This is a genomic window from Nitrospira sp. KM1, from assembly GCF_011405515.1.
Lineage (GTDB): Bacteria > Nitrospirota > Nitrospiria > Nitrospirales > Nitrospiraceae > Nitrospira_C.
Genome location: NZ_AP022671.1, coordinates 4,176,992 through 4,202,500 on the forward strand (window position 1 = coordinate 4,176,992; position 25,509 = coordinate 4,202,500).

The 25,509-nt window shown below is 57.2% G+C and carries 24 protein-coding genes and 1 pseudogene (1 of these 25 running past the window's edge); 13 read left to right on the forward strand and 12 right to left on the reverse strand.

The genetic code is table 11. From position 1 onward, the window contains the following. The first annotated feature begins 9 nt into the window (after positions 1-9). From aroC to W02_RS19765, 6 genes are all read left to right on the forward strand, one after another. Positions 10-1,173 carry a chorismate synthase gene (gene aroC, locus W02_RS19740; protein WP_173050878.1) on the forward strand — a complete coding sequence of 388 codons (1,164 nt, stop codon included), beginning with the start codon at positions 10-12 and terminating at the stop codon, positions 1,171-1,173. Positions 1,174-1,187: 14 nt separating this feature from the next. Further along, entirely contained in the window at positions 1,188-1,988 is an 801-nt protein-coding gene (locus W02_RS19745) for an ABC transporter ATP-binding protein (RefSeq protein WP_173050880.1), read from the forward strand. Between the two features lie 578 nt (positions 1,989-2,566). Continuing rightward, positions 2,567-2,803, forward strand: coding sequence for a DUF433 domain-containing protein (locus W02_RS19750; protein ID WP_173050882.1), 237 nt, complete (start codon positions 2,567-2,569; stop codon positions 2,801-2,803). Then, entirely contained in the window at positions 2,800-3,129 is a 330-nt protein-coding gene (locus W02_RS19755; RefSeq protein WP_173050884.1) for a DUF5615 family PIN-like protein, read from the forward strand. The genes W02_RS19750 and W02_RS19755 overlap by 4 nt, the downstream gene beginning before the upstream one ends. Before the next feature lie 431 nt (positions 3,130-3,560). Continuing rightward, complete coding sequence (locus W02_RS19760) at positions 3,561-3,797, forward strand: type II toxin-antitoxin system Phd/YefM family antitoxin (RefSeq protein WP_173050886.1); 237 nt, start codon at positions 3,561-3,563, stop codon at positions 3,795-3,797. A gap of 160 nt (positions 3,798-3,957) precedes the next feature. Next, the gene (locus tag W02_RS19765) at positions 3,958-4,233 is read left to right on the forward strand and encodes a type II toxin-antitoxin system VapC family toxin (RefSeq protein ID WP_173050888.1); all 276 of its coding nucleotides are present in this window, start codon (positions 3,958-3,960) and stop codon (positions 4,231-4,233) included. Here W02_RS19765 and W02_RS19770 read toward each other — a convergent pair. From W02_RS19770 to W02_RS19790, 5 genes and pseudogenes are all read right to left on the reverse strand, one after another. After that, positions 4,217-4,579 (reverse strand): transposase, encoded by a 363-nt coding sequence (locus tag W02_RS19770; RefSeq protein ID WP_173050890.1) that lies wholly within the window; start codon positions 4,577-4,579, stop codon positions 4,217-4,219. The two genes, W02_RS19765 and W02_RS19770, sit on opposite strands and share 17 nt — an antisense overlap. A 95-nt stretch (positions 4,580-4,674) precedes the next feature. Further along, positions 4,675-5,503: pseudogene (locus tag W02_RS22295) on the reverse strand (restriction endonuclease); the annotation flags it as partial. A gap of 17 nt (positions 5,504-5,520) precedes the next feature. Beyond that, positions 5,521-6,477, reverse strand: a complete 957-nt coding sequence (locus tag W02_RS19780) for a S1C family serine protease (protein ID WP_173050892.1) — start codon at positions 6,475-6,477, stop codon at positions 5,521-5,523. Positions 6,478-6,576: 99 nt separating this feature from the next. Beyond that, positions 6,577-7,032, reverse strand: coding sequence for an FUN14 domain-containing protein (locus W02_RS19785; protein ID WP_173050894.1), 456 nt, complete (start codon positions 7,030-7,032; stop codon positions 6,577-6,579). Next, positions 7,033-7,896 (reverse strand): neutral zinc metallopeptidase, encoded by an 864-nt coding sequence (locus W02_RS19790; protein WP_173050895.1) that lies wholly within the window; start codon positions 7,894-7,896, stop codon positions 7,033-7,035. Between the two features lie 189 nt (positions 7,897-8,085). On the opposite strand from W02_RS19790, the gene W02_RS19795 reads away from it, so the two are divergent. The 3 genes from W02_RS19795 (at position 8,086) to W02_RS19805 (ending at position 11,294) form a co-directional block, all read left to right on the forward strand. After that, a complete protein-coding gene (locus W02_RS19795) occupies positions 8,086-8,511 on the forward strand; it encodes a DUF3015 family protein (protein ID WP_173050896.1) in 426 nt (141 codons plus the stop codon). A 493-nt stretch (positions 8,512-9,004) separates the two neighbouring features. Then, positions 9,005-10,684 (forward strand): bacterial transcriptional activator domain-containing protein, encoded by a 1,680-nt coding sequence (locus W02_RS19800; RefSeq protein WP_173050897.1) that lies wholly within the window; start codon positions 9,005-9,007, stop codon positions 10,682-10,684. A 1-nt stretch (position 10,685) separates the two neighbouring features. After that, positions 10,686-11,294, forward strand: coding sequence for a pseudouridine synthase (locus W02_RS19805; RefSeq protein WP_173050898.1), 609 nt, complete (start codon positions 10,686-10,688; stop codon positions 11,292-11,294). Positions 11,295-11,319: 25 nt separating this feature from the next. Here the strand turns inward: W02_RS19805 and W02_RS19810 are convergent, their stop codons facing one another. From W02_RS19810 to W02_RS19835, 6 genes are all read right to left on the reverse strand, one after another. Beyond that, complete coding sequence (locus W02_RS19810; protein WP_173050899.1) at positions 11,320-12,207, reverse strand: alpha/beta fold hydrolase; 888 nt, start codon at positions 12,205-12,207, stop codon at positions 11,320-11,322. Between the two features lie 76 nt (positions 12,208-12,283). After that, on the reverse strand, positions 12,284-13,732 hold the full coding sequence (locus tag W02_RS19815; protein WP_173050900.1) for an SGNH/GDSL hydrolase family protein: 1,449 nt from the start codon (positions 13,730-13,732) through the stop codon (positions 12,284-12,286). A 12-nt stretch (positions 13,733-13,744) separates the two neighbouring features. Continuing rightward, positions 13,745-14,569, reverse strand: a complete 825-nt coding sequence (locus tag W02_RS19820) for a hypothetical protein (protein WP_173050901.1) — start codon at positions 14,567-14,569, stop codon at positions 13,745-13,747. Between the two features lie 80 nt (positions 14,570-14,649). Next, positions 14,650-15,666 (reverse strand): molybdopterin-dependent oxidoreductase, encoded by a 1,017-nt coding sequence (locus tag W02_RS19825; RefSeq protein WP_173050902.1) that lies wholly within the window; start codon positions 15,664-15,666, stop codon positions 14,650-14,652. 101 nt (positions 15,667-15,767) lie between these two features. Then, the gene (locus tag W02_RS19830; protein ID WP_173050903.1) at positions 15,768-17,570 is read right to left on the reverse strand and encodes a glycosyltransferase family 39 protein; all 1,803 of its coding nucleotides are present in this window, start codon (positions 17,568-17,570) and stop codon (positions 15,768-15,770) included. Between the two features lie 16 nt (positions 17,571-17,586). Further along, the gene (locus W02_RS19835; RefSeq protein ID WP_173050905.1) at positions 17,587-18,273 is read right to left on the reverse strand and encodes a glycosyltransferase family 2 protein; all 687 of its coding nucleotides are present in this window, start codon (positions 18,271-18,273) and stop codon (positions 17,587-17,589) included. A 353-nt stretch (positions 18,274-18,626) separates the two neighbouring features. On the opposite strand from W02_RS19835, the gene W02_RS19840 reads away from it, so the two are divergent. Next, the gene (locus W02_RS19840) at positions 18,627-20,081 is read left to right on the forward strand and encodes an SGNH/GDSL hydrolase family protein (RefSeq protein ID WP_173050907.1); all 1,455 of its coding nucleotides are present in this window, start codon (positions 18,627-18,629) and stop codon (positions 20,079-20,081) included. On the opposite strand, the gene W02_RS19845 is transcribed toward W02_RS19840, so the two are convergent. Beyond that, a complete protein-coding gene (locus W02_RS19845) occupies positions 20,057-20,770 on the reverse strand; it encodes a DUF3313 domain-containing protein (RefSeq protein WP_173050909.1) in 714 nt (237 codons plus the stop codon). The genes W02_RS19840 and W02_RS19845 overlap by 25 nt on opposite strands. Before the next feature lie 134 nt (positions 20,771-20,904). Here W02_RS19845 and W02_RS19850 point away from each other — a divergent pair, with 134 nt between their 5' ends. The 3 genes in view from W02_RS19850 to W02_RS19860 are tightly spaced (at most 3 nt apart) and all read left to right on the forward strand, a layout consistent with a single transcriptional unit that may run on beyond the window. Continuing rightward, entirely contained in the window at positions 20,905-22,110 is a 1,206-nt protein-coding gene (locus W02_RS19850; protein WP_197742078.1) for an efflux RND transporter periplasmic adaptor subunit, read from the forward strand. A 3-nt stretch (positions 22,111-22,113) separates the two neighbouring features. Next, entirely contained in the window at positions 22,114-25,281 is a 3,168-nt protein-coding gene (locus W02_RS19855) for an efflux RND transporter permease subunit (protein WP_173050911.1), read from the forward strand. A gap of 3 nt (positions 25,282-25,284) precedes the next feature. Then, a protein-coding gene (locus W02_RS19860; RefSeq protein ID WP_173050913.1) for an efflux transporter outer membrane subunit crosses the window boundary here: on the forward strand, positions 25,285-25,509 show its start. 1,341 nt of this gene lie beyond the right edge of the window; the window shows 225 of its 1,566 coding nt (coding positions 1-225); it begins with the start codon at positions 25,285-25,287; its stop codon lies beyond the right edge, outside the window.

Sequence of the window (25,509 nt, forward strand, 5' to 3'; positions counted from 1 at the left end):
ATCTATCGTATGGCCGGCAATACGTTTGGTCGAGTCTTCACCGTCACGTCGTTTGGAGAAAGCCACGGGGTTGCGATCGGCTGCGTCGTCGACGGGTGCCCTCCCGGCCTTCCGATTTCCCCGGAAGAGATTCAACAGGATCTTGACCGCCGCAAGCCCGGCACGTCTCGTCACGTCACGCAACGGCAGGAAACGGATCGCGTCGAGATTCTCTCGGGCGTGTTCGAAGGCATCACGACGGGAACACCGATCGCGCTGCTCATCCGCAATGAAGATGCACGAAGTCGTGATTACGGAAATCTTGCGGAGACCTTCCGGCCCGGCCACGCCGACTATACCTACTGGCAGAAATATGGAATCCGGGATCATCGGGGAGGCGGCCGCGCGTCCGCACGCGAAACGGCCGTGCGGGTTGCCGCTGCGGCCATCGCACGGAAATGGCTGCGCGAGAAATATGGTGTGCGAGTGCGCGGCCATCTCAGTCAATTGGGACCGCTCGACGTTCCGTTCAAGAGCTGGGATGCTGTCCACGGGAATCCATTCTTCTCGGCCGATCCGGATCGCGTGTCTGAACTGGAAGCGTTTATGGACGAACTCAGAAAATCCGGTGACTCAGTCGGCGCGAAGATCACGGTAGTCGCCGAAGGGGTGCCGGTCGGATGGGGCGCGCCGGTCTATGCCAAGCTCGATGCCGACTTGGCTGCCGCCATGATGAGCATCAACGCGGTCAAGGCCGTAGAAATTGGGGCGGGCTTTCGCGCCGTCGAGCAAAGGGGTTCCGAACATGGAGACGAACTGACGCCGGACGGATTCACGACCAATCACGCGGGGGGAATTCTCGGAGGGATTTCAACCGGCCAGGATATTGTGGTCACGATCGGGATCAAACCGACGTCCAGCATCCGCATTCCCCGCCGGTCCATCGACAAGGCCGGCCGTGCCACTACCATCGAAACCAATGGGCGGCATGACCCCTGCGTCGGGATCCGTGCGACGCCGATCGCCGAGGCGATGCTGGCGCTGGTGCTCATTGACCACTCGCTGCTCCACCGGGCGCAGAATGCCGACGTTACCACCTCGACGCCGAAGATTGCCGCGAGAGCGGCTGAGACGACCGGCTCCAAGAAGAGCCGGAAGCCGGCGAGAGTGAATTCCGAGCCGAACGAGGCCTGACTTACCGCCAACTCATGCCGTCGCCTCACCGCGTTCCGATTCTCGACATTCAACACGCCACGGTCTATCAAGGCGACACCTGCGTCTTTCGTGATTTCTCACTGACCCTGCAAGAGGGCGAGCACATTGCGATCGTGGGTCCGAACGGAGCGGGCAAGTCGACGCTTCTCAAACTGCTTCTGGGTCACGTGCATCCGATGCCGCTGGATCAGACGCGCCTGCGCATATTCGGGCAGGAACTCTACAGCGTGTGGGACGTCAGGACGCGCATCGGAATCGTCTCACACGATCTTCAGCAAGACTACCTGGCCTCCGCAGAAGGGTTGAACGTCGTCCTGTCGGGCTTTTATGCGAGCAATGATACCTACGATCACCAAACATTCACCGATCGACAGATCACCAGAGCCAAGGAGCTGTTAGACGAACTCAACATAGGCTCATTAGCCGCCAGGCGGTTTGGACAGCTCTCGACTGGCGAGCAGCGGCGATTCCTGCTTGCGCGCGCGCTCGTTCACGATCCGCCGGTGTTGGTATTGGACGAGCCGACCAGCGGTCTGGATCTGAAAGCCTGTTTCCAATATCTCGATCTGTTGCGGGCGCAGATTCGTAAAGGCAAGACGGTGATGCTGGTGACGCATCATCTGCACGAAATTCCGCCGGAGATCGAGCGGGTGATTCTTCTTCAATCGGGGGCTGTCATGGCTGACGGCCCGAAGGCGCTGATCTTGACCGACAAAAACCTGGGGCGTCTGTTCGATTGTCCGGTGACGCCCGTACAGGCCAACGGCTGGTACCAGGCTTTCCCAGGACGTTGAAACGACCGCCGGCGTCGTTCTCACATCGTTCAAAGGCTCAACGTGTGGCCCCGGGCAAGAGCGGCTTTGGCCGCTCGGGGCGGGCGGGTGCGACCCGGGAAGACGACTGTTCCCACAGTCGGTGGGTGGGCAGGTGGAAACAGAGTACGATTCGCCTCAAAACACCGGACGCTCACCGACTCGCGCCCGTCCGCAAACGTGGCGCTCATTATTCTTCGCGCCGCGGACCTCTCTGCGGCCTTTGCCGAGCAGGCCGTTTGAACGTCCTGGCGAGAGCACATGTTCGCAGCCCTGAGGACGGGGTCGGGAACCATTCGCATACCAGCGTCCAAGGGTCTACCGGACCTCTTTTCTGCTCCCTGTGCTCTGGCTAAGAGTTGTCTCGGAATGGGACCAACGTCAATCCACAATGATGTCCTGCAAGCCCCACTTTCGTCCGAGAACCTCTTTCAAAGGGGTCGTTTCGACGAACGTACGGTACGAGAAGAACGAGCCTCTGTTGTTGATCGAACCCTACGCCAGTGTTATAGTGCCGCTGGTTTCACCGCAGATGGAGTCCATTTGGCACGTCGTCATTGATGAAGACAACCCTTCTCCATCGCATCACCATCGAGCCCGGGAAATGCGGCGGGCGTCCTTGTATCCGCGGGCTGCGTATCCGTGTGCAGGACATCCTCGATATGCTGGCGGCTGGTACCTCCGAGAAAGAGATCCTACATGACTATCCATACTTGGAGCGCGACGACATCCGCGCAGCCATGGCCTATGCCGCCGCTTATTTGAACCATAGTATCGTGCCTGCACGGTCTGGATGAAGTTCCTCGTTGACGCGAATCTCCCACCCGGCCTTGCCGTTTGGCTCTGCGAGCATGCACACGAATCGATTCACGTTAGTGATCAGCCTGGTTTGACTCTCGACGATCGCGCGGTCTTCGAATTCGCCCGCCGAAACGACTATATCATCATGACAAAGGACGAGGACTTTGCCACGCTGGCCATACTTGTCGATGGTCCGGCAGCGGTTGTCTGGTTGCGATTGGGCAATGCCACTAATATTGCCCTTCGGAATTGGTTGGAACCGCTGCTTCCGGATATCCTGCAGCGCCTTGCCGCCGGCGAAACACTTATCGAGATTGTCTGACACCACCAGAGCCATCACTGTACGATTGCAAGGCCTGAGGTGGCTCCTTTTCGTCCATTGAGAGTGCTCCCGACCCCTTTCTTCCTGCGCAAATGGCGACAACCAGGATGCGACTGAGTCGCGCGAGTATAGTGGAGAGGAGAGGAGAAGTCTCGCATAGACGCGTCTCATTTTTTCCGACGAGTCGCGTGCAGATGCGTATGTGTCCTTGACCAGAGCCTCCGAGATGGGCGACCCCTTAAATTTTGTCCTTCACCTTTTAGTTTCTGCAAATTCTTTGTCGGAGCCAGGAAATTTCGCATGATGGCACTTTGCAATCAAGAAGACTGAGGCTATAACCCCTTGCATCTTCGTTGGTCGGTTGACCTCTTGCCCCAACTTGATCACAGTTCGCTCACAATGTACATTCAACGTGTGCACAGGAGGATGCCATGGGAACCGTCAACGTCAAAGAAACTCGGCTTCAGCTCAAGGCATTACTCGACCGTGTTGAAGCCGGTGAAACGATCACCATCGTTCGACACGGAGCCGTGGTCGCCAAGTTGGTGCCACCCGCGAAACGGCCCAAACACCTACCGTCACTCGCAGCTCTCCGCCGTACGATCAGGCCGAAAGGCGGCTCCTTAAGCCGCATCGTCCAGCAGGCCAGGACGGAAGAACGCGCGTGACGACCTACGTCGATACCAGCGTACTCGCGGCCTACTATTGCCCTGAACCCATCAGTCTTCTTGCAGAGCGGACGCTGTGAACCTCACCTCGCCGACGATCAGGGACCTGACATCGGTACAGCTAACCTCAGCCGTCTCACGAAAGATAAGAGAGAAAGCCTTGTCCCGTGAAGAAGGCGCCCGCATTCTCACGCAATTCGAGACGCACCTGCAGGAAGGATACTGCCGCATTCTACCCGTACGGACACGTGACTACAGGATGGCCAGATCGTGGCTGACCCAATTGCAGGACATCCTCCGCACGCTCGATGCCCTGTATCTGGCAGTCGCCGAATCCTCCGGAGCCTCTACCCTAACCGCAGACAAGCGGCTAGCGGCAGAAGCACAGGCCCTCGGCCTTTCCGTCAAACTCCTCACCATCACCCCTCGCCGCTAACCTCGACTAGAAGCGCACAGCTGGCACTATCGCTACTGTCGACAGTGTAGCCAGGCTGGGATTCTCTGGCAAAGTACGTCGCCACTTTTTTTAAAATGTCCCGCTCCTCGGTGACGCGCGCTAACTCGCGTTTGAGCCGCGCGATCTCGGTGGTGCGTTCTTTCCATGCGCCAGGTCTGGGAAATGCTCCTACGCCACGGGCCCGAAGTTCGGTCTGCCACTTGTAGAGCTGATTGCGGGCGATCCCTAGTTCCCGAGCAAGCGCCGAAGCCGGACGACTCCCGCTCTCGAGCAGTTGCACCGCCTCACGCTTGAACTCGGGGGTAAAGCGCTTTCGTGAACTCATCGGACACCTTCTCGGGGAATCCTGTCCCCAGTCAAAAGTGTCTGTTATTCCGGGGCCATCTCAACCTGACCCTGTTTGTTCGACTATTAGTCGGCTCATCGACTCCGCTTTGTGCTTGGGTATGCCTGGACCGCCTCATTCACGAAGGTTGCTTCGTAATCGCTACGGCTCAATATGGTGTCATATAGACCAACGTCCTCGCCCTCGTGCTTGTTGATCCCGGTGTAGCTCAAGCTGGAATCTCGTAGCGCTTAAACTTATACACTGCGTCATTCAGTAGGGCGCTGTTAAAGATTCCCAGGCCGACGAGCAACTCGAAGTCCTTCATGGTCAATCCTGTGACCTTCCTGAATAGTCCAGGTTCAAGTTGCGTAATTACATCCTTCAACGACCGCTCTCGATAGTCGGTCAGGTACATGAAGATGGGAATCCGCGTGGCGAACTTGATGAGCTTCTCCTGAATTTGCTTCCGAAGGTTCTTGTACTCCTTCTCTTCTTTTGTCAACTCCGTCTTTTCGTTGGCCTCCTTACGGACCTTCTTCACCGCGTCGGACTTGTTGATGATGGTCTCGATCTCCTGATTGAGATTACGAAATCCCTCGATGCTCATCAGGGCATCCATCGCCTTTTTGTTGTCCATCAGGCGACGCAAGGTACCGTTGTCCACATTGACCAGCAGCGCGCTTTCCCAGCGACGGGCCAACAAGGTTGCAGTCGTGCCACTCATCGCCATGTCGAGAATGCCGGCGGCGTCAATCTGCTTCATGGAACTGCCGTCATAAGCCAGTACCGGCAGGAAGCTGATGAACTCTGCCACCTTTTTTCTGGGCTTACCTCATTCACGTTCAAGCGACAACTGTAGTCGGCAATCTGTCGCAGCGCCCGGTCCGGGGCAAAGTCGAAGACGTAGCACTCCTGCTGGACTCGAACTCTTGATCCGTTCACCCGGCAGCCAGCGTGACCGTGAAAGTCAGATCCGCGTCGACCCTCCGCACTTTGACGGACACGCGCTGCCCGGGGCTGGTCCGTTCGATCAAATAGGTCTTGAGCTGCGCCGCATCCAGAATTTCCGTGTCTTCGATCGCCAACAGCACGTCGTGCTTTTGGATACCTGCCGACTTGGAGGGTTCGGATACATCTTTCACGGCCATCCGCCATTTTGTTCCATCTTTGACGGGCGTCATGTGAATGCCCAACTTGGAAAAGGCCAGCGGCTTCCCGTCGATTGCGGCGTTGACAATACGCTCGGCAAGCATCGCGGGGATAGCGAACGCCATTTGACTGCAATGCACGCGCGTTTCTTCTTTTTCCGTCTGAATCACGGCGTGCATGATTCCCACGACTTCGCCTGTGAGGTTGAAGAGCGCACCTCCGGAATTTCCGCTACAGGCAGAGAGATCGGCTTGAATCAAACGAGTTTCGACCGTTTGTAAGAACGTATTGATGTTTCCCAGGCGACCGAAGGCCATTGTCGGTCCCCATCCCATGGGATAACCCACTGTAAACACCTCGCTCCCCGCACGTATGTCTCCTGTGGCGAAGCCGGCGAAGGAAGTCAAGATCGCCCGGTGTGCTTCGGGAATCCTATAGACCACTATGTCGAGGAATGCGCTCTCTCCGACGAGTTGTGCAACCAGTTCGTTCAGATCGGTGGTCAGGACATGAATGGTTTTTGGAACGATCTGTCCGGACGGACTGTTCTTTTCAACTGCATGCCGGGCGGTGACGATGTAACCGTCTTTGAGATGGAATCCGGTTCCTCGGACCGTGATCTTGCCCAGTTTGGCGGGAGTACGAGGATCTTGCGTATCTTCGAGAATGCCTACAGTCGCCCGTTTCGCGCGCTCCAATGCTTCAAACGGTATCGACTCGGCGAGCACGGATTGCCCAGTGCTCACCAGGAGGCATCCTGTGGTTACGAGAACAGAGCAAATAGCGGAGCGAAGAGGCATACTCGATCCTTTCAACGTATGATGATTGGGATTGTTGGGAAGATTTTACTTTTTCCGAAAGCCGAAGAAAACGCCCGCGGCAGCGGCACCGGCCGATGGAAGATAGCCGGAAACCGCTTGCTTGAGCCCTTCTGCGCCATGATGAACGGCGGTAATTCCCTGGCTGATCTGAGCTTCCACCGAGGGCCAATCCACCTCTACCCAGCCCGTGCTTTTCAACATGGCGATGGCGGCCATCGCGGCTCCGGCGATAAGCGTCCCAATGCGGAGAAACCGCCGGAAGGCCCAGCCGATGAAAAAGCCTCCAACGTAGGATCCGCCGAAGCGGGCGACGGCCGGAGAGGAGTAGTCGGTAACCCAGGAGGCCAAACCGGCCACCGTGGCTGCGCCTGCGGCCACAACGGATTTGGCATTCCAGGGGGCATCGGCCAGCAATGTCTCCCAGAATCCATGAGGTGGATCATGGGAAAGATGATGCTCCCGCTCGATATCGACTTCCATCTAAAGACGATGTCCCGAAAAGGTATCGCAGGCTCTCGGGTCTCCTGATTCCAGTCCCTTGCGCAGCCAAGACACCCGCTGCTCGGATGAGCCGTGAGTCCAGCTCTCGGGCCGGACCGTACCTCTCGACATTCGCTGGAGCTTGTCGTCTCCGATCGCAGAGGCCGCTCGCAGGCCTTCCTCGAAATCGCCTGGTTCGATCAAGTCGCGTTCGTGTTTGGCATGATAGCCCCACACTCCGGCAAAACAGTCGGCCTGCAATTCCATGCGGACAGAGAGCGCGTTGCCTTCCGCTTCCGAGGCGCGGCGCTGGAGGTTGGTCACTCTCTCGGCTATGCCGAGCAGGTTTTGGACGTGGTGTCCGACCTCATGGGCGATCACATAGGCCTGCGCAAAATCGCCGGGGGCGCCGAGACGCTGGGATAATTCGTTGAAGAATGACAGATCCAGGTACACCCTCCGGTCTCCCGGACAATAAAACGGGCCGACAGCTGATGACGTCATTCCGCAGGCCGACTGCACCCCGCCGCTGAAGAGAACCAAACGGGGATCCTGATAGGAATTGCCGATGGTTGGGAGCAGCTGTTCCCATGTCCGTTCGGTGTCGGCCAATACGACTGAAGCAAACTTGCCTAACTTGTCCATGACGGGACCAGTCGGTGCTGTTTCCTCCACTGAAGATGGTGCCATTTCCTGCATGCCGTTGAGCATGCTGATCAACGCGAGGGGATTCATGCCGGTGAAATAACTGACGGCTAGAACTAAGACCAGCCCGCCGATTCCCAATCCGCCGGCACCTGCGACCGGTCCCATGCCCCTGCGGTCTTCAACGTTCTGGCTCTCTCGTTGGCCTTCCCAGCGCATGAGGGTTCCTTACGGATTTGCCACAGCGGTATGAAACCATATCCGGCTCCTATGATCAATCCCGAGGCAGGAGCACTATCGCAGGCGAGGGAACAAGATGGCAAAGGGTTCCGGCCCTATTGATGCCAGGCGGCATTCCTTTTATCATAGCGTCGGCAATTCTCGGCCGGCCAAACACGGAGGTGAAATATGAATGAGCCGAAAATGAAGGCGACCGGATTTCTATTGGGTTGCCTGGCGCTGCTCGCAGGCGCCTGCACGACGTCACCGACCGGAACCACGAAGGATATGTTCGATTTCACGTCGAGTACCACTCCAGGAGCGTGGTATAGCCAGGACGGCGTGCTGAATCCGGAATACCGGCCGATCGCATTTGCTACCTACAACTATCAAACCGTGAAGCGCGACATTGCTCGCGGCGGAGGAGAGCATCTCGTTTCGCTTGCCACGTTATTGGGCGTCTCGCCGTCGGGAGTTCAGGAATTCGGCATGCTGGCTCAATCGCAGTATGCCAACTTTGACTCACCTCGAATCACCCCGGAGCAGCTTCTGTCCTCGATGCAGAGCATCGTGGAGAATCACCCGCACCTGGCGCGAGTATACGTCGCTCAGTGAGCGGTAGGGCCTGACCGGAATTCGCTTTGCAAATGTGCGCGGTGTCGGCACAGTGCCTTCATCCGCAGCCAGGGCAGCGCCAGGGATGAAAGAGTCGTCGGACGGTTCTTCTGAGGTTTCTGTTGTATCTATTCGAGCTATTGGGCTCTGACATCCGCTGCACCCTGGTTTCTCCACTCCAAGGCCACCTGCCTAGACGGAAGATTCAGCTTGAAGGATTCTTGAGTTCGAGGCAGCTGATCGACCCGTCTGTCCGACGGTATGTCCCCTAAACCCCATCGCCAGCGAATAACCTCACCCCGTGTGAAGTCAACATGGATGATAGAGCCGTACCCCCCTCCGCTCATGCCGCAATAGCATAGAAAGACAGCTTGTGCATTTAGATTGATGCCGAAGATCTCTGACGATAGCATGACTTTGCGAATGCGGTGGTCACTCAAACCGACGTGGAGGAATGATGAACGGTGCAGGGTCCGGAAGTGGCGTATCCAAGATGAGTGGAAAGAAGCGGCTGCTGTTCCTGATGATCATTCTTCTCGTAGTTGTCCTGGGCCCATTGTGCATTCTCGAGATTGGGCTCCGCGTGAGCGGCTTCAAGGTCCCGGAGGATCCTTTTCTCAGTTTTGGGTCCGTGCCGGATTTCTTCGTGAAAAGGGAAGTCGATGGAAAGTTGTACTATCAGGTGGCTCATCGCGACGTGTATAGCGAGCGGCTGACGTCCTTCCCCGCCGAAAAAGGACCGAATACCTTCCGCGTCATCTGTCTGGGCGCATCCGCCAGCGCCGGATGGCCGCACCAGGGCGATGAAATCTATTCGGCATATCTGCAGCAGGCCCTGCAGCGGGCCTTCCCCGATCGTAGGATCGAAGTTCTGAATCTCAGCGCGCATGCGTATGCGGCGTACCGAGTGCGTCTGATTTTTGAGGAGACACTGGAATTTCAGCCTGACGCATTTGTCATCTGGAGCGGAAATAATGAATTCCTCGAACGGCGGGTGTATCGCACGGGATACGCCTGGGCCGAGCCGGTCTTTGCCCTTGCGAATAAGTCGCTTCTGTATCGCGGATTCAGAGGCAGCCGTGTCGGCCGATGGCTCTTTCCAGAGAATACCCTGAGCGCGCACGAGCGCGGCCATCACCTCTTTACGATGTGGTCGAAGCTCGAGCAGGTTGCCGTGGCCTTACGGATGGACCCCGCGCAGTTCGATGCGGTCAAACGGCATTTCGAAAGCAGCATGGAGTCTATGGTTGAACAGGCCGAGGCCAGAAACATCCCCGTCATCTTGACGGCCGACCCGACGAATCTGCGCGAATGGCATCCGGCCGTCTCTTGTAACTCAGTGACAGGGGCCAAGCTGGAGCAATGGCAGTCTCATTATCATGAGGGACGCCGTGAACTGATGGCCGGCCGCCATGCCCAGGCCGTCACGGCACTGGAAGCCTCCGTCGCGCTCGATCCGCAATATGCCGAGGGATATTTCTATCTCGGCCGTGCTTTCGAGGCCGTCAAACAATTCGACAGGGCCTATTCCTATTACCGCCTGGCGCGTGATTATGACTGTAATCCCTTCCGGTCGATCTCAGCATTCGAGGAGTCGGTTCGCCGCATCGCCGAGCGCCATGCCAATGTGACCGTCGGCGGTCTTGGAGATGCCTTCTATCGGGCGACGGCTCCTGCTATTCCGGGATTCGACTTGTTCGTGGACCACGTCCATCCGACGAAGCCGGGGAATCTCGTGGCAGCCGAAACCGTGTTCAACGCCCTGGTCAAAACAGGACGGCTTGGTGCGACGGCCGGCGTTCCTCGCTTTACCCATGTCCCCAAGATTGCGGAACCGGGAGGCAAGCCCTATGACGACTGGGAAGATGCCGCGATGCAGGCCCTGCTGGTCCGTTTCTACATGTCTCAGCATCAAAGCGAAAGCATCGTTCACCGATCCCGCTTCCTTCTTGAGAGGCCGGCATTGCGCGCGCAGTTGACGCCAAAGGATATTGAATTTCTCGAAAAGGCCGTGCCGATGTTTACCGAGATCGTCCAGAGTGAGGAACGGTGGATACGTGGAGAAGCACCGGATCCGCGAGAGCCGAATAAGGCCAAGCTATTGGAATTTTACAAGACGACGTTTGAAGGCTACGAGGAGTACAAACAAAAGTACGGCAAGCCCGCAAGCTAGGATGAGCCGGATCCAGAAACGTGCGAGAACGGAAACGCTTGCGCTGAACAAACCGTACGGAGTGCTGCCTTCTTTTACTGATCCCGAGGGACGCCCGACGCTCTCGCGGTTCGTCGATGTGCCGGGTGTATACCCAGCCGGGCGCCTGGACCGGGACAGCGAGGGCCTTTTGATCCTCACTTCCGATGGGATGCTGGCGCATCGGATCACCGACCCTCGTCATAAGCTTCCCAAAGTCTATTTCGTGCAGGTCGAACGTGTTCCGGGCGAAGCGGCTCTGCAAGAGCTGCGCGACGGAGTGCTCCTCGGCGAAGTTCGGACAAGACCGGCCCATGTCCGGCTGCTCTCGGAGGAGCCAACACTTCCGGAGCGTCCGGTTTCGATCAGGTTCAGAAAATCCGTTCCGACAGCATGGTTGGAAATGACGATCCATGAAGGCATGAACCGCCAGGTCCGTCGCATGACCGCGGCAGTGGGACATCCAACCCTGCGGCTGGTGCGCATCGCGATCGGTCCGGTCCAACTCGGGAATTTGGCATCCGGCGAATGGCGCCCGTTGACCGGTTCTGAACTCGCGTTGCTTCGACCGGAACGCCCGCATCCACCTTGATTCCGGCCTGAGCGCATCTCGATAGTCAGCGCAGCGGTTGCTCCAAAAATTCCCCCAGCACGCTGCGAAACCGTTCAGGATCCTCAGCCATCATGAAGTGCCCCGTATCGAACTGCACAAGCCGCGCGCCGGCAATTTGTGATTGAATCCCCCGTGCGATCTCGGGTGTGGCCACATCGTCCTTTGCTCCGACCACGACGAGAGTAGGAACCTGAATCGCGCTCAACTTGCCGTGTACGTTGGCCTGAGCCATGCTTGTCAGCGCCTCCCGCAAGACGGTTCCATTCCACGTCGGAATTCGATCCAGAAGGGGCTGGTAGAGCGAAGGAGCGGTGTGTGGCGGGAAACTTTCCACGATGATCTGTTTTGAGACCTCATGATAATCCCGCGATCGTCCGATGCTCGGCAGATCTTTGTCCAAGATCATGGCCCCGTCGGTCGTCGAAACCAAGACCAGCGCGCGGACCCGGTCGGGATGATCCAGCGCGAGTTGCTGGAGTATCATTCCGCCCATCGATACGCCGACCCACACCGGCCGCCCGATGTTGAGGTGGTCCGCCAAGGCGATTAAATCTTCGGAAAAATTTTTGATCGTGAAGCCCGTCGGCGGCTTGTCGGAGTCTCCATAGCCACGCAGATCGACCGCGATGCCGCGAAACTTCGGGGAATAGGCATTGAGATATGCCGGGAAAATATTGCTGGTGGTCACCACGCCATGGACAAAAATGACTGGTTGACCAGTTCCGGTATCGAGATAACTGAGTTGCACGCCGTTGACGACCGCGGAACGTCGCAGCGGAGTGTGCGTCCCGTCCGTGGCAGCGCCTACAGCATCCATGCGGTCGGAGGCTCGGGGCGCGCATGCCATGGTGTTGAAAATCAAAGCGAGCAGCAGGCTGATGACGATCGTCATAGCAACTCCTTCTGAACATGCTGTTGGACCTTCATGCCGATGGAAACGCTTGCCGTCCATCGAGCATGGCGGAAGGTCAAGGATTCGCCAACATTGCCGTCTGAACCGGCAGCCGGGTCAGGATCATTTTGGGAAGGCAGGAAGCCAGAGCTCGGTTGGCCTCGACCGTATAATGATTGTCTTCGAGAAAACGGCGCTCAGGTGGAACGGCCAAAATGCAGGGCGTGGCGTCGATATATTCGAGTCCCGCCTCCTGGAAGAATCGTGGGGCCGGCAGAATGCGATAGGCCGACCGCCCGATCGTCGAGGGCTCGAGGTCGCGGCGGTCCGGCAAGTAGACCAGCAACGGAAGCGCTCCATCGCGACGAACGGCATCCACGAAATCCTTGATGATCTGTTGTCCGAGCCTGCGGATTTCGACGGCGAAGGCATTCTGCTTTTGCTGCGGCGGACTGTAGGACCATGATGTGAGAGCACGGAAAAGAAACGAGCGTTGCAAAAGCCGCCAGGAGCCGCGCTCCCATTCGGACGCGTTGTAGTTGATGTCGTATTCGAGAAACGGGAGAGCATGAACGTCCCGTTGAGCGAAGATCGTGTCGGGAGACGGCAACGGCGTGTTGAGAAGGGAGAGGTGCCCGTCCCTCACGACCGGTCTCGGCCTCGCATAGGGCAGCGCGAGCATGTCCGGATAGGGCAGGAAATTATAGATGAAGCCGTCTCGAACGAAGTCATGCGAAATGACGCTCAGCACGACGATATCGGGATGTGAAGGCCTGACATCGCGTTCGTATTTCAAGCGCGCTTGATTGACGCTGTAGCCAATGACGCCGAAGTTGACGACGTGGAACCGGGCTCCGAGTCGTGGCTTGATCAGAGATGCCCAGCTGTCTTCATAGGCCACGCGGTAACCGAATGTGTACGAATCTCCCAAGAGCGCGATACGGAAAGGTGTACGGCGTGGCTGGACTCCGATCGGATCGGAGACCGACCATGTCAGGACCGGTTCACCGGGCTTGGAACTGCGGAGCCCCTCGAGACTGCTGGCATACAAGCCGTCGGTGCTGTGCCGATTTCTCCCGATCCGCCATCCAAGAATAGGATCGAATTCGTGGTAGGGCCCGTCGGGATCGTGCTTATCCAGTTCCGCTCGAAACTGTTCCGATGTCCGGCCCCAGCTTCTCATCATGGGTTCTGCGATATGCAGGGCCGGCTGTCTCATGACGATTTCGTGAACGACTCGAAGAGCGACTTCTCCCACCGCGGCCGCGGCGATCACCGTGATGATATTCATGGCGATGAGCAGGCGGGCCTGTCGGCCATAGCCTGCCGGCAGGCCTCGAAGGTATCCGACTAGCCAGACTGTCGAGGTAGCCAGCAAGAACGCGGCGGCGAGGCAGAGCATGCCGGGCAAGGATCCCAGGAATGGCATCAGGCCTTCGATCGAAGAGAAGCGGTAGAGCGTGACGACAAACAGGACGGAACAGACATCGATGACCACGAGAAGGATGGAGATAGGCCGGAGCATATGAAGAAGGGGTTATCGAGTTCTGATGATTTTGCCGATAATACCGATTCCGATGCCGAGCAGGATATAACCGATCAGCACGTTCAGGATCACCACGCCCTGACTGATCATGTTCGAGGGCTGGTGGTCCACCAATCCGAGGGCGGCCGTCACATTGACTGAATAATATATGCCGGACCAGACGGGAATCCAGTGAACCACCGTCATATCTTCCATCGGCTGAAGCCAATGAATCCGGAAGAACCATTCGTACAACAGACTAAAGATCCCGATAGTGCCGAGCACCCACAGTCCCCAGCGCGAGAAACTGGTTCCATAGTTGCTGGTCGCTTTCCAGGCCAGCTGGGCCCACGGATGCCTGCCTTGCATCTTGGCCCATATGACCCTGGCATTCCGCTCGTTCAGATATTCCGTTTCCGACCAATCCAACTCGCCGGCCTCCGCGAAACAGTGATTGGCACGCGAGTACGATCGTACCGCAAAGTGCTGAAGATCATGCCGGACGGGGTCATCCACAGCGGTGTGCGCCGCGCGTTCTCCCATGTGGCCCGCGTTGGAATAGGCACGTCCGGCCTGCGTGAACTGTTCGAGGCGATGCAGCTGGCAGCCCGCCTGATGATAGGCATGCGAGGATCGCGCCTGATCGCGGGTTTCGAGGAAGTTTGCCGCTGCAAGATAATAGAAGGCCGACTGCATCACATCGTCCCGGGCGTCCTTGCGTCCGAACGACTCGGCCTTCCGCAGCACCGCGTCGGCCGACTGCGTCTTCTCAAGTTCGGTCGTCCCTTCACGGAAATATTCCTGCGCGACAGGATCGGTGATGATGTGTTCGCCCATGGAGCAATGTGCCGATGTGAAGAGCGCGAGTCGTCGCTATGTTACTCCAAAAGCAAAGATGCAGGGAAGAGACGAATGCCCTATGTCTCCGTGACCTCGCTGACGATCGTATGGTAGCCGCTTGCGCCGGCCGGTTGCGGCCGAATCAGTTCGGCGATCTGCAATTGGCCCTTGGTATCCGTGGCACGCACGACGGTTTGGTATTTCCCCTGCTTCGGCGGACGCCAGGTATAGTTCCAAATGACCCACGAATAGGGAGACATCGGCGGCTCGATCTGACACTCGTTCCACGTCCGGCCGGCATCGAAGCTGATTTCCACCTTGCCGATGCTGTTTGGGCCGCCGAAGGCGATGCCCCGAAATTTCTGTTCGGTCCCGCGCAGGCTCTGGTAATGCCCGGGCGAGTCGATCCTGGAAAAGATCTTGATGGTCCCGTCGTCGGTCCAACCTTTACGCTGCCAGTACCCGAGATAATCGCCCGGAAACACTTCGATCTCGACGATCCACTTGACGTTCTTGATTCCGTACAGGCCCGGCACGATCAGTCGCACCGGGAATCCGTGCTCCTTCGGGAGTTTCTCGCCGTTCATCAAATAGGCAAGCATCACGTCGTCCTGCATGGCACGTTTGAACGGGATGCTGTCATCGTAGCCGTCGATCCCGCGAAAAATGACGTCTCGCGCCGTTTCCTCGTCAGCCCCGCATTCTTGAAGGAGTTTCTTGAGCGAAATGCCGCGCCACGTGGCATTGCCCAGACTGTCGCCGCCGGGAAGCGTATCGATGCACATGAGCGTGGCCACTTGGTCGTAGGAGTCGCGATTGAGCAAATCGCGCCAGCCGAGCGACAGCGGATTGTTGACCGCGCCTTTCACGGCGAGTTTCCACTGCTCGATGTTGACCTCGCGGGACATGGAGACGGCGGAGTCGGCGTAGTTGACGACGTAAAATTTGGAGTTTGGCGTGAAGTACACCGTGTCACGCGCAGGAACTGCGAACATGCGTCCAAACACTCCGCCCATCGCGTCACAGCCGCCGGTCATGGCCGCCAGTGCTCCGAGGCCCGTCGCTTTCAGAATGGTTCGGCGTGAGAATCGCATCCAAGCTCCAAGTTCATGTGACCCTATGCCCATTATCGTATATGAACGTCAATGGCCGCAACGACGGATGGATCGATCCACCGCGACTCCGTCATTGCGTCTCACGCGTCTCGTTGTTCGTGGGGATGTACTCGATAGATGAGAAACTTGGCCGGGTGACTGGAATCTGTATAGATCAGTTGCCAACCATCGACCGCTTGTTTCTCGATGAGTCCGTACGGGGAGACCGAATCAAAGTGGCGGGTCAATATCGGTTGTAGCCGGAGGTCACCTTCATGAATGATCGCGTAGCTGTTCCGGGCAGCCCCACGATCTTGAAGAGCGGTCTTCAGGAACGACACATCGGCCTCCGGAAAAAACAGGCTATTTGCATGCCAGATCTTGATCTGTCCTTTAAAACCGACATGCCAGGCATATCTCCAATACGGATTTGCAGTACTCATGAGTATCAGATCGTTGGATTGCGTATTCGACTCAGCCCACCTCGACATGTCCTCAAAATCTTGCCCAAACGAAAAATGACGCTCCGGAGTTCGAACACCTGAAATGCCCAGAGCAACCACGATCAACAGCAGACCGGCGCCGTTGACATGGACGATCGCTTGCTTGAGCGACGAGGGGTGCGTGCCCGCGAGCCATTTCGTTTGGAAGAATGCCGCGAGCCTCAGGAAGCCTTCCGCAGCATAGAGACAAATGACCGGTATGAGGGGCATGACAAATCGTATTGCCGGCACAACTTGGAAATACCAGACGAATGGCAGGATAAACGCGCCCAGAAACAGGGAGACAAGCACCTTCCGGGTGCGATCGCGCGAAAAAACCAAACCCAGACCGCTCAATAGAAGAACGGCGATGGAGAATGCCATTTGAGGAACGGGCAGGAGCGTGTCCATACTCTGACGGATGAGCCGACCTTCGCCGATCATCCCGGTTACGACCCGGTCAACGATCTGACGCCAGGAATGGCTTGAAAGATAGGACTGCCACGTCGGAGGATCCGTGATATGCCATGTCTGTTCGGGCAACGTACGGATGACCGAGAAGTGCGGATCGTAGAGATCCGCCCAGGAGTCCAACCACAACACATGACTATTGATTCCCCCATACGTGACATTTCCGTATACCAGGCTATTGCGCACAAGTAACGGAGACGCCGTGAGGAGAAACATGACCGCAAATACAGCCAGCCGGAGGTTGAAGGCTCGACGAAAGCCAAACTGCAGGAGGTGTGTCGCGACATAGACAGGAACAAGGAGCAAACCCGTTCCCTTTGTCATGAACGCCAAGCCTGCGCATCCTCCGGCAAATGCTGCCCACGCGCCGCTGCGGGTCTGCTCCATCGCTCGGATGCTTCCATACAGAAACAATAAGATGAACAGAATCAGCGCCGTCTCACATGAGACGTGCGACGCGCCCTGATAGAAGAGTTCATTGAGCGCCAACAGCGTGGCGCCTCCGGTGCCCGCCGCAAGGCCGAACAAACGATATCCGACAAAGAAGCATGCCAAAACGGCAAGCCATCCCATCGCCAGTGATATCAATTTGGCATGTTCGAAAAATGCAAGGTCGCGGCTGGCAAACGGTGACAGCAGTAATGGATAAAGAGGGTGTTGGTTATTCGCAGTATACGTTCCGGAAAGGCAGAGTTGCAGGAAGTTCGTGGCGCCTCCATGTTGACTGATGAATAAGCCAATCTGCAGATACGGCGCCGTGTCTTCCCAATCAGGATCAGTCGCTTGATGGATATCGTTCAGGCCAATCAACCACACGACCAGGGTCAACAGGACCGGTATGATGACCAGACTGAGCCGTTCGCTTCTTGGAGATATTCGATCCAGCGGTTCCCTGGACTCGTATTCGCTGTTCGATATTCCCGTCGCCCCATGACTCGGACTCGCACCCATGCGTTACGATCCTTGCCTAATCAAAAAACCGGAATCGGACAATCGTGTAGAGAGCTGCTATTCCGTCCTTCCAGCCGATTTTTTTTCCTTCCCGGTACGTGCGTCCATGGTAACTAATGGGCACTTCGTACAGCCTATATCCCCGTTTGGCAATCTTCATTGTGAATTCCGGCTCAAAACCGAATCGGTCCGACTTGAGGAAGAGATCACGTAAGACCTCCCGTCTGAATACTTTGTAGCCGACTTCCATGTCGGACAGGTTGAGATTACTCAAAACATTGGAGAGCAGTGTCAGGAGCTTGTTTCCCATGTAATGCCAGAAAAATAAGACCCGGTGCGGTCCACCAAGAAAACGTGATCCATACACGACATCGGCGTGACCATCGAGAATGGGCTGCAAAAGAACTGGATATTCTGCAGGATCATACTCAAGATCGGCATCTTGGACGATGATCACATCGCCTCGGACCGCCTCAAAACCGGTCCTGAGCGCGGCGCCTTTGCCTTTGTTCTCCTGGTGGTACAACACCCGTACGTTTGATTGTTGCACGCTGATCTCGTGCAGCCTGCCTGCCGTACCGTCGCTTGAGGCGTCGTCAACAATGATGATCTCTTTATCGATAGGGACTTCTTGGACGCGTGCAATGATTTCATCAATGGTGGAGATCTCGTTGAATGCCGGAATGACGACCGATATCTTCATGAAAGCGTGTGAGCGTAAAAGATGGACTCGCCGCCCTGCTTGCTTTTTTCATTGCTATCGGAGGAAATCGACAACATGGCGCATCCACACAATGTAAGAATGAATTGTACACAGCCTAAAGACTCTATGCATGGATAGTTTCAGGGGAGAATGCAGCAATCTTAACCAGATGGCTCAGCCCAATGACCCGTGTCATGCAGACGCTCATTACATGTATTTCTACTAAATCGTTGTACATGATCGATAGAAGGATGTGTGCTATTAGGAATAGCTGCAGATGTCCGGGGATCCGTGAATCGTGGAAGACCGGCATCCTGACGGTCACCGTCAGGATGAGGAAGGGTGAATGACCCGTGACTGACAAGAAGGCGGCTAAGCAGAAAGTATTTTCTGAGTGGAGGTTGACTCTCGGGGTCTATGCCTGTGTCATCCTGACCATCATCTTCGTGGTCAGCCTCTATAGGATCAAAGGGCACTCTGATGTCGTGACTTTCCTGGGCAGTAGGCCGGGAGCGATCAGTGTGGGGGCGGCTCTGCTATTCGTTGCAGCAGCCGTTGCCGTATTACGGATCTGTCTACATGCGTCCCGGCAGGGTATCACCAAGTGGCGTTACGTCATCGTGATGCATGTTGCGGTGATACTCATCAGCATTTTTATCGCCGAAATCTTTCTTCGGTCCGTGGTTCACGAGAATAAAATCGGGGAGCGTCTTGGCTCCATGTTGCTCTATCCAAGGCAGTGGGATCGCACGGTTAGGGCATATCAGCGGCTCGTACAACGAGCCAAGTCTCATCCCACATATTACGTGTTCGATGAGACCTTGGGGTTTACCGTAGGAAAGAGTCGGACGAGCGAAAGAGGACCCTATTTGAGCAGTGTTGAGGGTCTTCGAAGCGGGCGCGCCGGCGAATCGTTTGAACGGCCGTCGCCCGGTTGCCGAATCGCCCTGTTAGGAGATTCTTTCACGTTTGGAGAAGTTGTTCCCTACGAAGACACGTGGGGATACAGGATGCAACAGCGCCTCGGATCGCAATGCCAAATCCTGAATTTTGGCGTCGGAGGATACGGAGTTGATCAAATGTACTTGCGATATTTGCAAGACGTTCGTGCCTGGCGACCGGATCTGGTGATCCTCGGATTCATCGACCATGACGTGATTCGAACGATGGCAATTTATATTTTTCTCATGTTTCCAGAAGGCGGGATGCCTTTTTCAAAACCACGGTTTGTGTTGAAAGACCACGGTCTCGAAGTTCTGAATACCCCGCTTCCCCGTATCCCTGAAATACTGGCCCGCCAGTCCATTCATGAGCTTCCGTTCATCGACTACGACGTGAATTATAAAGAGACGGAATGGGATCGTCCGATAGACAGGTATGTTGATGCTTCCTACGTCTTGAGATTGTTCCTGTCTATGTATCCGCTTCACGAACGGGAACGGCCGGAGATCTCACGGATACAAACCGAACGTATCAACCGAATCATCTTCGAAAAATTCACGAACGATGTGAAGGCAGACCATGCCGTGCCGATTCTGGTCTATCTGCCAACGGAAACGGACTTTCCGCGTCCCCGGTGGGAACCCATCGCGCTCAAGATTGTGAGGGAGGCAGGTCTTCCCTATCACGATCTTCGCGCATGTGTCGGCTCAGCCGGAGTGTCGAAGTTGTTCAATCCGGCGGAAGTCGGAGGACATTATTCTCCCTATGGCAATCAAGTGGTGAGCGATTGTCTCTTCCGGGAAGTACCGGAACTCAGAGCCAGACTGATCCCGCCGGTCCATCAATCCTTGGGCGCGATGCAATGATCGGCATGACGCTCTTTGCACAGGCGGTACCGCGCCTGTGCAACCCAAAACTCGAGCGCCTTATGGACGTCGTCCCATGAGTCGAATGAATCTGCGTCCAGCCGTTTCTTGCCGACACGGCGATCGGCCGATGCGCCCAGCACTTCTCCCGTGATGGAATCCGAGAGTTTCAACTCCAAGCTGGCGTCTCCCACGAACAACGGCTTGCCCGTACCGATGTTTTTCAACAGGGATGCGACAGCGAATGCGTTCATGGGCGCCGGGATGGTGGATACGGCGCGCAACACCACGTAGGCTGGGTCAGCACGGGTAATGGCAACTTGCGCATGCAATACGCCCGGCCCCGGTTCCGAGACCATTTCATAGTCCTGCGACATGCTCTGGTAGGCCATGGTGTAGAGAAGATCGGCAATTTTCTGCGCTTGAGCCTGGCGATCGGGATTGGTCGTCGGTTCGCTCCAGATCTGTACGTGATCGAGCAGCATTTTCTTGTAGGTTCCTCGTGGAATGGTCGCGACCTTGGGATTCTTGTAGACGAGGAGCGATTCTCCATCTTCTCCCTTGTGCATCAGCGGATAGAGGTTACCCAGGAAGCCGCTGGTATCGACTGAGCGAGCCTGCTTCGTTGGGGCGCAGGCAGCGAAGGAGATGATGACGAGCACACAGATCACACGACGGCATAGGCGCATGGCAACCTCCTTGTCCACTCGATGAGCGGGAAAAGCGTAGGGCAGGGAGGACTGAATAGCAAGTGTCCGGCTTGACGCTTTGCCGAGGGGATTGTATAAGTAATCCCCTTAAAAAACAGAGAAGGACTGCCATCTTGGCACGTTCACGACACGCAGACGCCCTCAGGTCGGGCCCCCCCTGTCTCATCCTCTCTTGCTTGTTTCTCACGGTCCTCGCCGGCTGTGAGCGCAAGGAAGCGGTGTCCGCCTCGCCTCCGGATGTGCTGGTGACGGAAGTCGTCCGTCGAGACGTGCCCGTCATTGTGGAAGGTATCGGCACCACTGCCGGCATGGTGGATGCGCAGATCCGCGCCAAGGTGCAAGGCTATCTGCTTTCGCGCAACTACATTGAAGGGGCCTACGTCAAAACAGGCGATGTCCTCTTCAAGATCGATGCGCGTCCTTATCAGGCCTCGTTCGATCAAATGAAGGGGGAACTCGCACGGGCGGAAGCGGCGTACAAGAAAACGAAGCTCGATGTGGCGCGTGATACTCCTCTCGCCAAACAGGGTGCCGTCAGTCAAAAAGAGTTGGACGATTCCATTCAAGCCAATGAGGCCAACAAGGCTTCGGTCTATTCTGCCAAGGCCAATCTCGACAAGGCCAAGCTGAACTTCGACTGGACGACCATCATGTCGCCGGTGAACGGGGTGGCCGGCATCGCCAACGCGCAAATCGGCGACTTGATCATGGAGAATACGATTCTCACGACCGTATCGCAGGTCGATCCCATCAAGGTGTTGTTTCCCATCAGCGAAAAGATGTATTTGCGGTTCGCCGACCGCATCCAAAAGGTCGCTGCCGATCCGATGGGTGACCACCCGAACCGGCCGGAGCTGGAGCTGATTCTGACCGATGGAACGGTATATCCCCACAAGGGGAAGGTGGCGCTTGCCGACCGACAGGTTGATACGAAGACGGGGACAATCACGATCGTCAGCTACTTTCCGAACCCTGGAAACGTGCTGCGTCCCGGCCAATATGCAAAGGTACGAGCGACGATCGAGACGCTTCGGGAAGCCTTGCTCATCCCGCAGCGCGCCGTGCAGGAGCTTCAAGGCAGCTATCATGTGGCGGTGGTGGAAACCGACAACAAGATCGCCGTCAAGAGCGTGAAGCCCGGTGTGCGCATCGGGACGCAATGGGTCATCACCAGCGGGTTGAATCCCGGAGAGCAGGTCGTCGTCGAAGGGCTCCAGAAAGTCCGCAGCGGGGTCGTGGTCTCCCCCAAGCCCGTTCCTCCCGAACCTCCCATCACGGATACTGAGGCCATTTCTCCGTCAACCCGCGCCGGAACCTAGCACATGGTGAGATTCTTCATCCATCGGCCGATCGTGGCCATGGTGATTGCGATCATCACAGTGCTGGTGGGCATCGTGTCCGTTCTCCGCCTGCCGGTTGCGCAATTCCCGAACTTGGTTCCCCCGGAAATCCAGGTCCAGACAACGTATCTCGGCGCCGATGCCCTCTCCGTTGAGCAGGCAGTCGCCACGCCGCTCGAACAGCAGATCAACGGCGTCGACCACATGCTGTACATGTATTCCACCAGCGCGGGCAGCGGGCAGATGACGCTGCGTGTCGCCTTCGATCTCGACACCGATCCCAACACCGATCAAGTGTTGACGCAGATGCGTCAGACCATCGCCGTGCCCCAGCTCCCCGAAGCCGTTCAGCGATACGGCATCACGAATCCAAAAGCCTTGAGCACTCCGCTCATGATGCTGTCGTTGTATTCCCCCAAGGGCACCTATGACGCGACCTTCCTAGCCAATTACGCTTTTATCAACATCAACGATCCGCTGACGCGGGTGACCGGCGTGGGCCAGGTGCAGCTCTTTGGAGCCGGCCAGTACGCGATGCGGCTGTGGGTCAAACCCGATCAACTGGCCAAGTTGGGACTGACGGTTATCGATTTGACGAATGCCATCAACACGCAAAATACCGTGAATCCCGCGGGCCAAGTCGGCGCGGAGCCGGCGCCGCCGGGACAGGAGTTCACGTACACGGTGCGCGCACAGGGCCGCCTCGTGACAGAGGAGGAATTCGGCAACATCGTCGTGCGTGCGAATAACGACGGATCGTTCGTGCGGATCCGGGATGTTGCACGCATCGAGCTCGGCGCGCAGGTGTACAACGTTCTTGGCCGCATGAACGGGTCTCCTGCCGCCGTCATTGCCGTCTATCAACTTCCCGGCTCCAATGCCATCGACACCGTCCAGCGGTTACGTACGCTCATGGCCGAGATGCGGGAGCGGTTTCCGGACGATCTGGATTACGTGGTGTCGCTGGATACGACGCTGGCGGTGCGGGAGGGGCTGCACGAGATTCTGACGACGCTGTGGGAGGCCATTGTGTTGGTCATTCTCGTGGTGTTCGTGTTTTTGCAGAGCTGGCGGGCGACGTTGATTCCGCTCTTGGCCGTGCCGGTGTCGCTGATCGGCACGTTTGCGATCTTTCCGCTGCTGGGCTTTTCCATTAATACGTTGTCCCTCTTTGGGTTGGTGCTGGCGATCGGGTTGGTGGTGGACGATGCGATCGTGGTGGTGGAGGCGGTGGAGCATCACATCGAGCAGGGCATGGGCCCGCACGAGGCGACCTTGAAGGCGATGGAGGAGGTGTCGGGGCCGGTGATCGCGATCGCGTTGATCCTGACGGCGGTGTTCGTGCCGACGGCGTTCATTCCGGGGATTACGGGGCGGCTGTATCAGCAGTTTGCGGTGACGATCGCGGTGTCGGTGCTGCTGTCGGCGGTGAACGCGCTGACGTTGAGTCCGGCGCTGGCGGCGTTGCTGTTGAAGCCGAAGCGGCCGCTGGGGGGCTGGCTGGGCGGATTCTTCCGCTGGTTCAACGGGGCGTTTGAGCGGCTGACGGAGCGCTATGTCGGCGTGTGCGGGGTGCTGATGCGCAAGGCGGGGCGGACGATGGTCGCGCTGGCGCTGATCACCGTAGCGGCCGGGGTGCTCGGCAGCCGCCTGCCCGGCGGCTTCATCCCGCTGGAAGACACGGGATATTTTCTCGTCAATGTGCAATTGCCTCCGGCGGCGTCGCTGCAACGCACGGATGTCGTGATGAGACAGGTCGATGCACTGTTGGCCGCAACGCCGGGAGTCGAATATTACACGACGGTCGCGGGCTATGGCGTGCTCAGTCAAACGTTCACGACCTACAATTCTGTGGTGTTCGTCGCGCTCAAACCGTGGGAGGACCGGAAGGCCGCGGAGGAGAAGTATCGCGCGATTCTCGTCTCCTTGAATCAGCGGTTGAGTCAAATGCCCGAAGCCGCGGCGTTTGCATTCCCGCCGCCGGCCATTCCCGGTGTAGGTACCACCGGCGCCGTGACGTTCTTGCTGGAAGACCGGACCGGACAACCTTTTTCCGTTCTGGCCGCGCAGACCACCAGGTTTCTCGATGCCGCGTCGAAACGGCCTGAAATGGCGCGGGTCGTGACCACGCTCATTCCCAGCACTCCACAATGGTTTGCCGATGTCGATCGTGACAAGGCATTGAAGCAGGGTGTGGCGTTGAAAGACGTGTACCAGACGTTGCAAACGTTCATGGGCGGGGCGTTCGTCAATTACTTCAATCGCTTCGGGAGGCTCTGGCAGGTCTACGTCGAAGCGGAACCGGAATACCGAACGAAAGCGGAGCAGGTCGGGCAGTTTTATGTCCAGAACAACGAGGGTCAGATGGTGCCCCTCTCGACCCTCGTCAACATGCGACCGATCGACGGCCCCGAATTTACGATGCGATTCAACGAGTATCGTTCCGCACAGATCAATGCCATGCCGGCGCCCGGATACAGCTCACGCCAGGTTATGGCCGCGTTGGAAGAGGTCTTTGCCCAAACGATGCCGAAAGAAATGGGTTTCGACTACATGGGCATGTCGTATCAGGAAAAGGTGGCAGCCGAAGGAGTGCCTCCGTCGGTCATCTTCGGATTTTCACTCCTCTTCGTTTTTCTCATCCTGGCCGCGCAATACGAGAGTTGGGCCCTGCCTGTCAGCGTGTTGATGGCCACGCCCATTTCAGTATTCGGCGCGTTCGCGGCGCTCTCTGCGATCGGCCTGGAAAATGACGTCTACTCGCAGATCGGGTTGGTGATGCTGATCGGGTTGAGTGCCAAGAACGCCATCTTGATCGTGGAATTTGCGCGGATGGAAGTCCAAAAAGGACGTCCTTACATGGAGGCGGCATTGACAGGCGCCCGCCTGCGTCTCCGGCCGATTCTCATGACGGCCTTTGCATTCATTCTCGGCGTCTTTCCGCTGGTTCTATCTTCCGGTGCAGGAGCGCACGCGAGGGTCATTCTGGGATTCACAGTGTTGGGGGGAATGTTTGCCGCGAGTGTTCTGGCGATTGTGGTGATTCCGGTCAGCTACTATCTGGTGGAAAAATGGTTTCCAGTGCATAAGCCGGTCGCACCGGCGCTCGTGCCTGGCTCCATTCCGGAGCCTGCGGAAGGAGGTCACTGAATCATGAAGCGAGAGGAGCGTGAATTGGCGAACGCACAAGGGAGCCAAGGACAAAAAACCCCGACCCGCTCTCCTGTCTTTCTGACATTTCCTGCAGCTCTTGCTTGTGTCATCGCGGCGCTGTCTGCCTGCAAGATGGGGCCGGATTACACCAGGCCTCAGACGCCTGCCGCCGATTCCTGGCGGCTGACCAGTTCGACCGCCGAATCGATAGCCAATCTCGCTTGG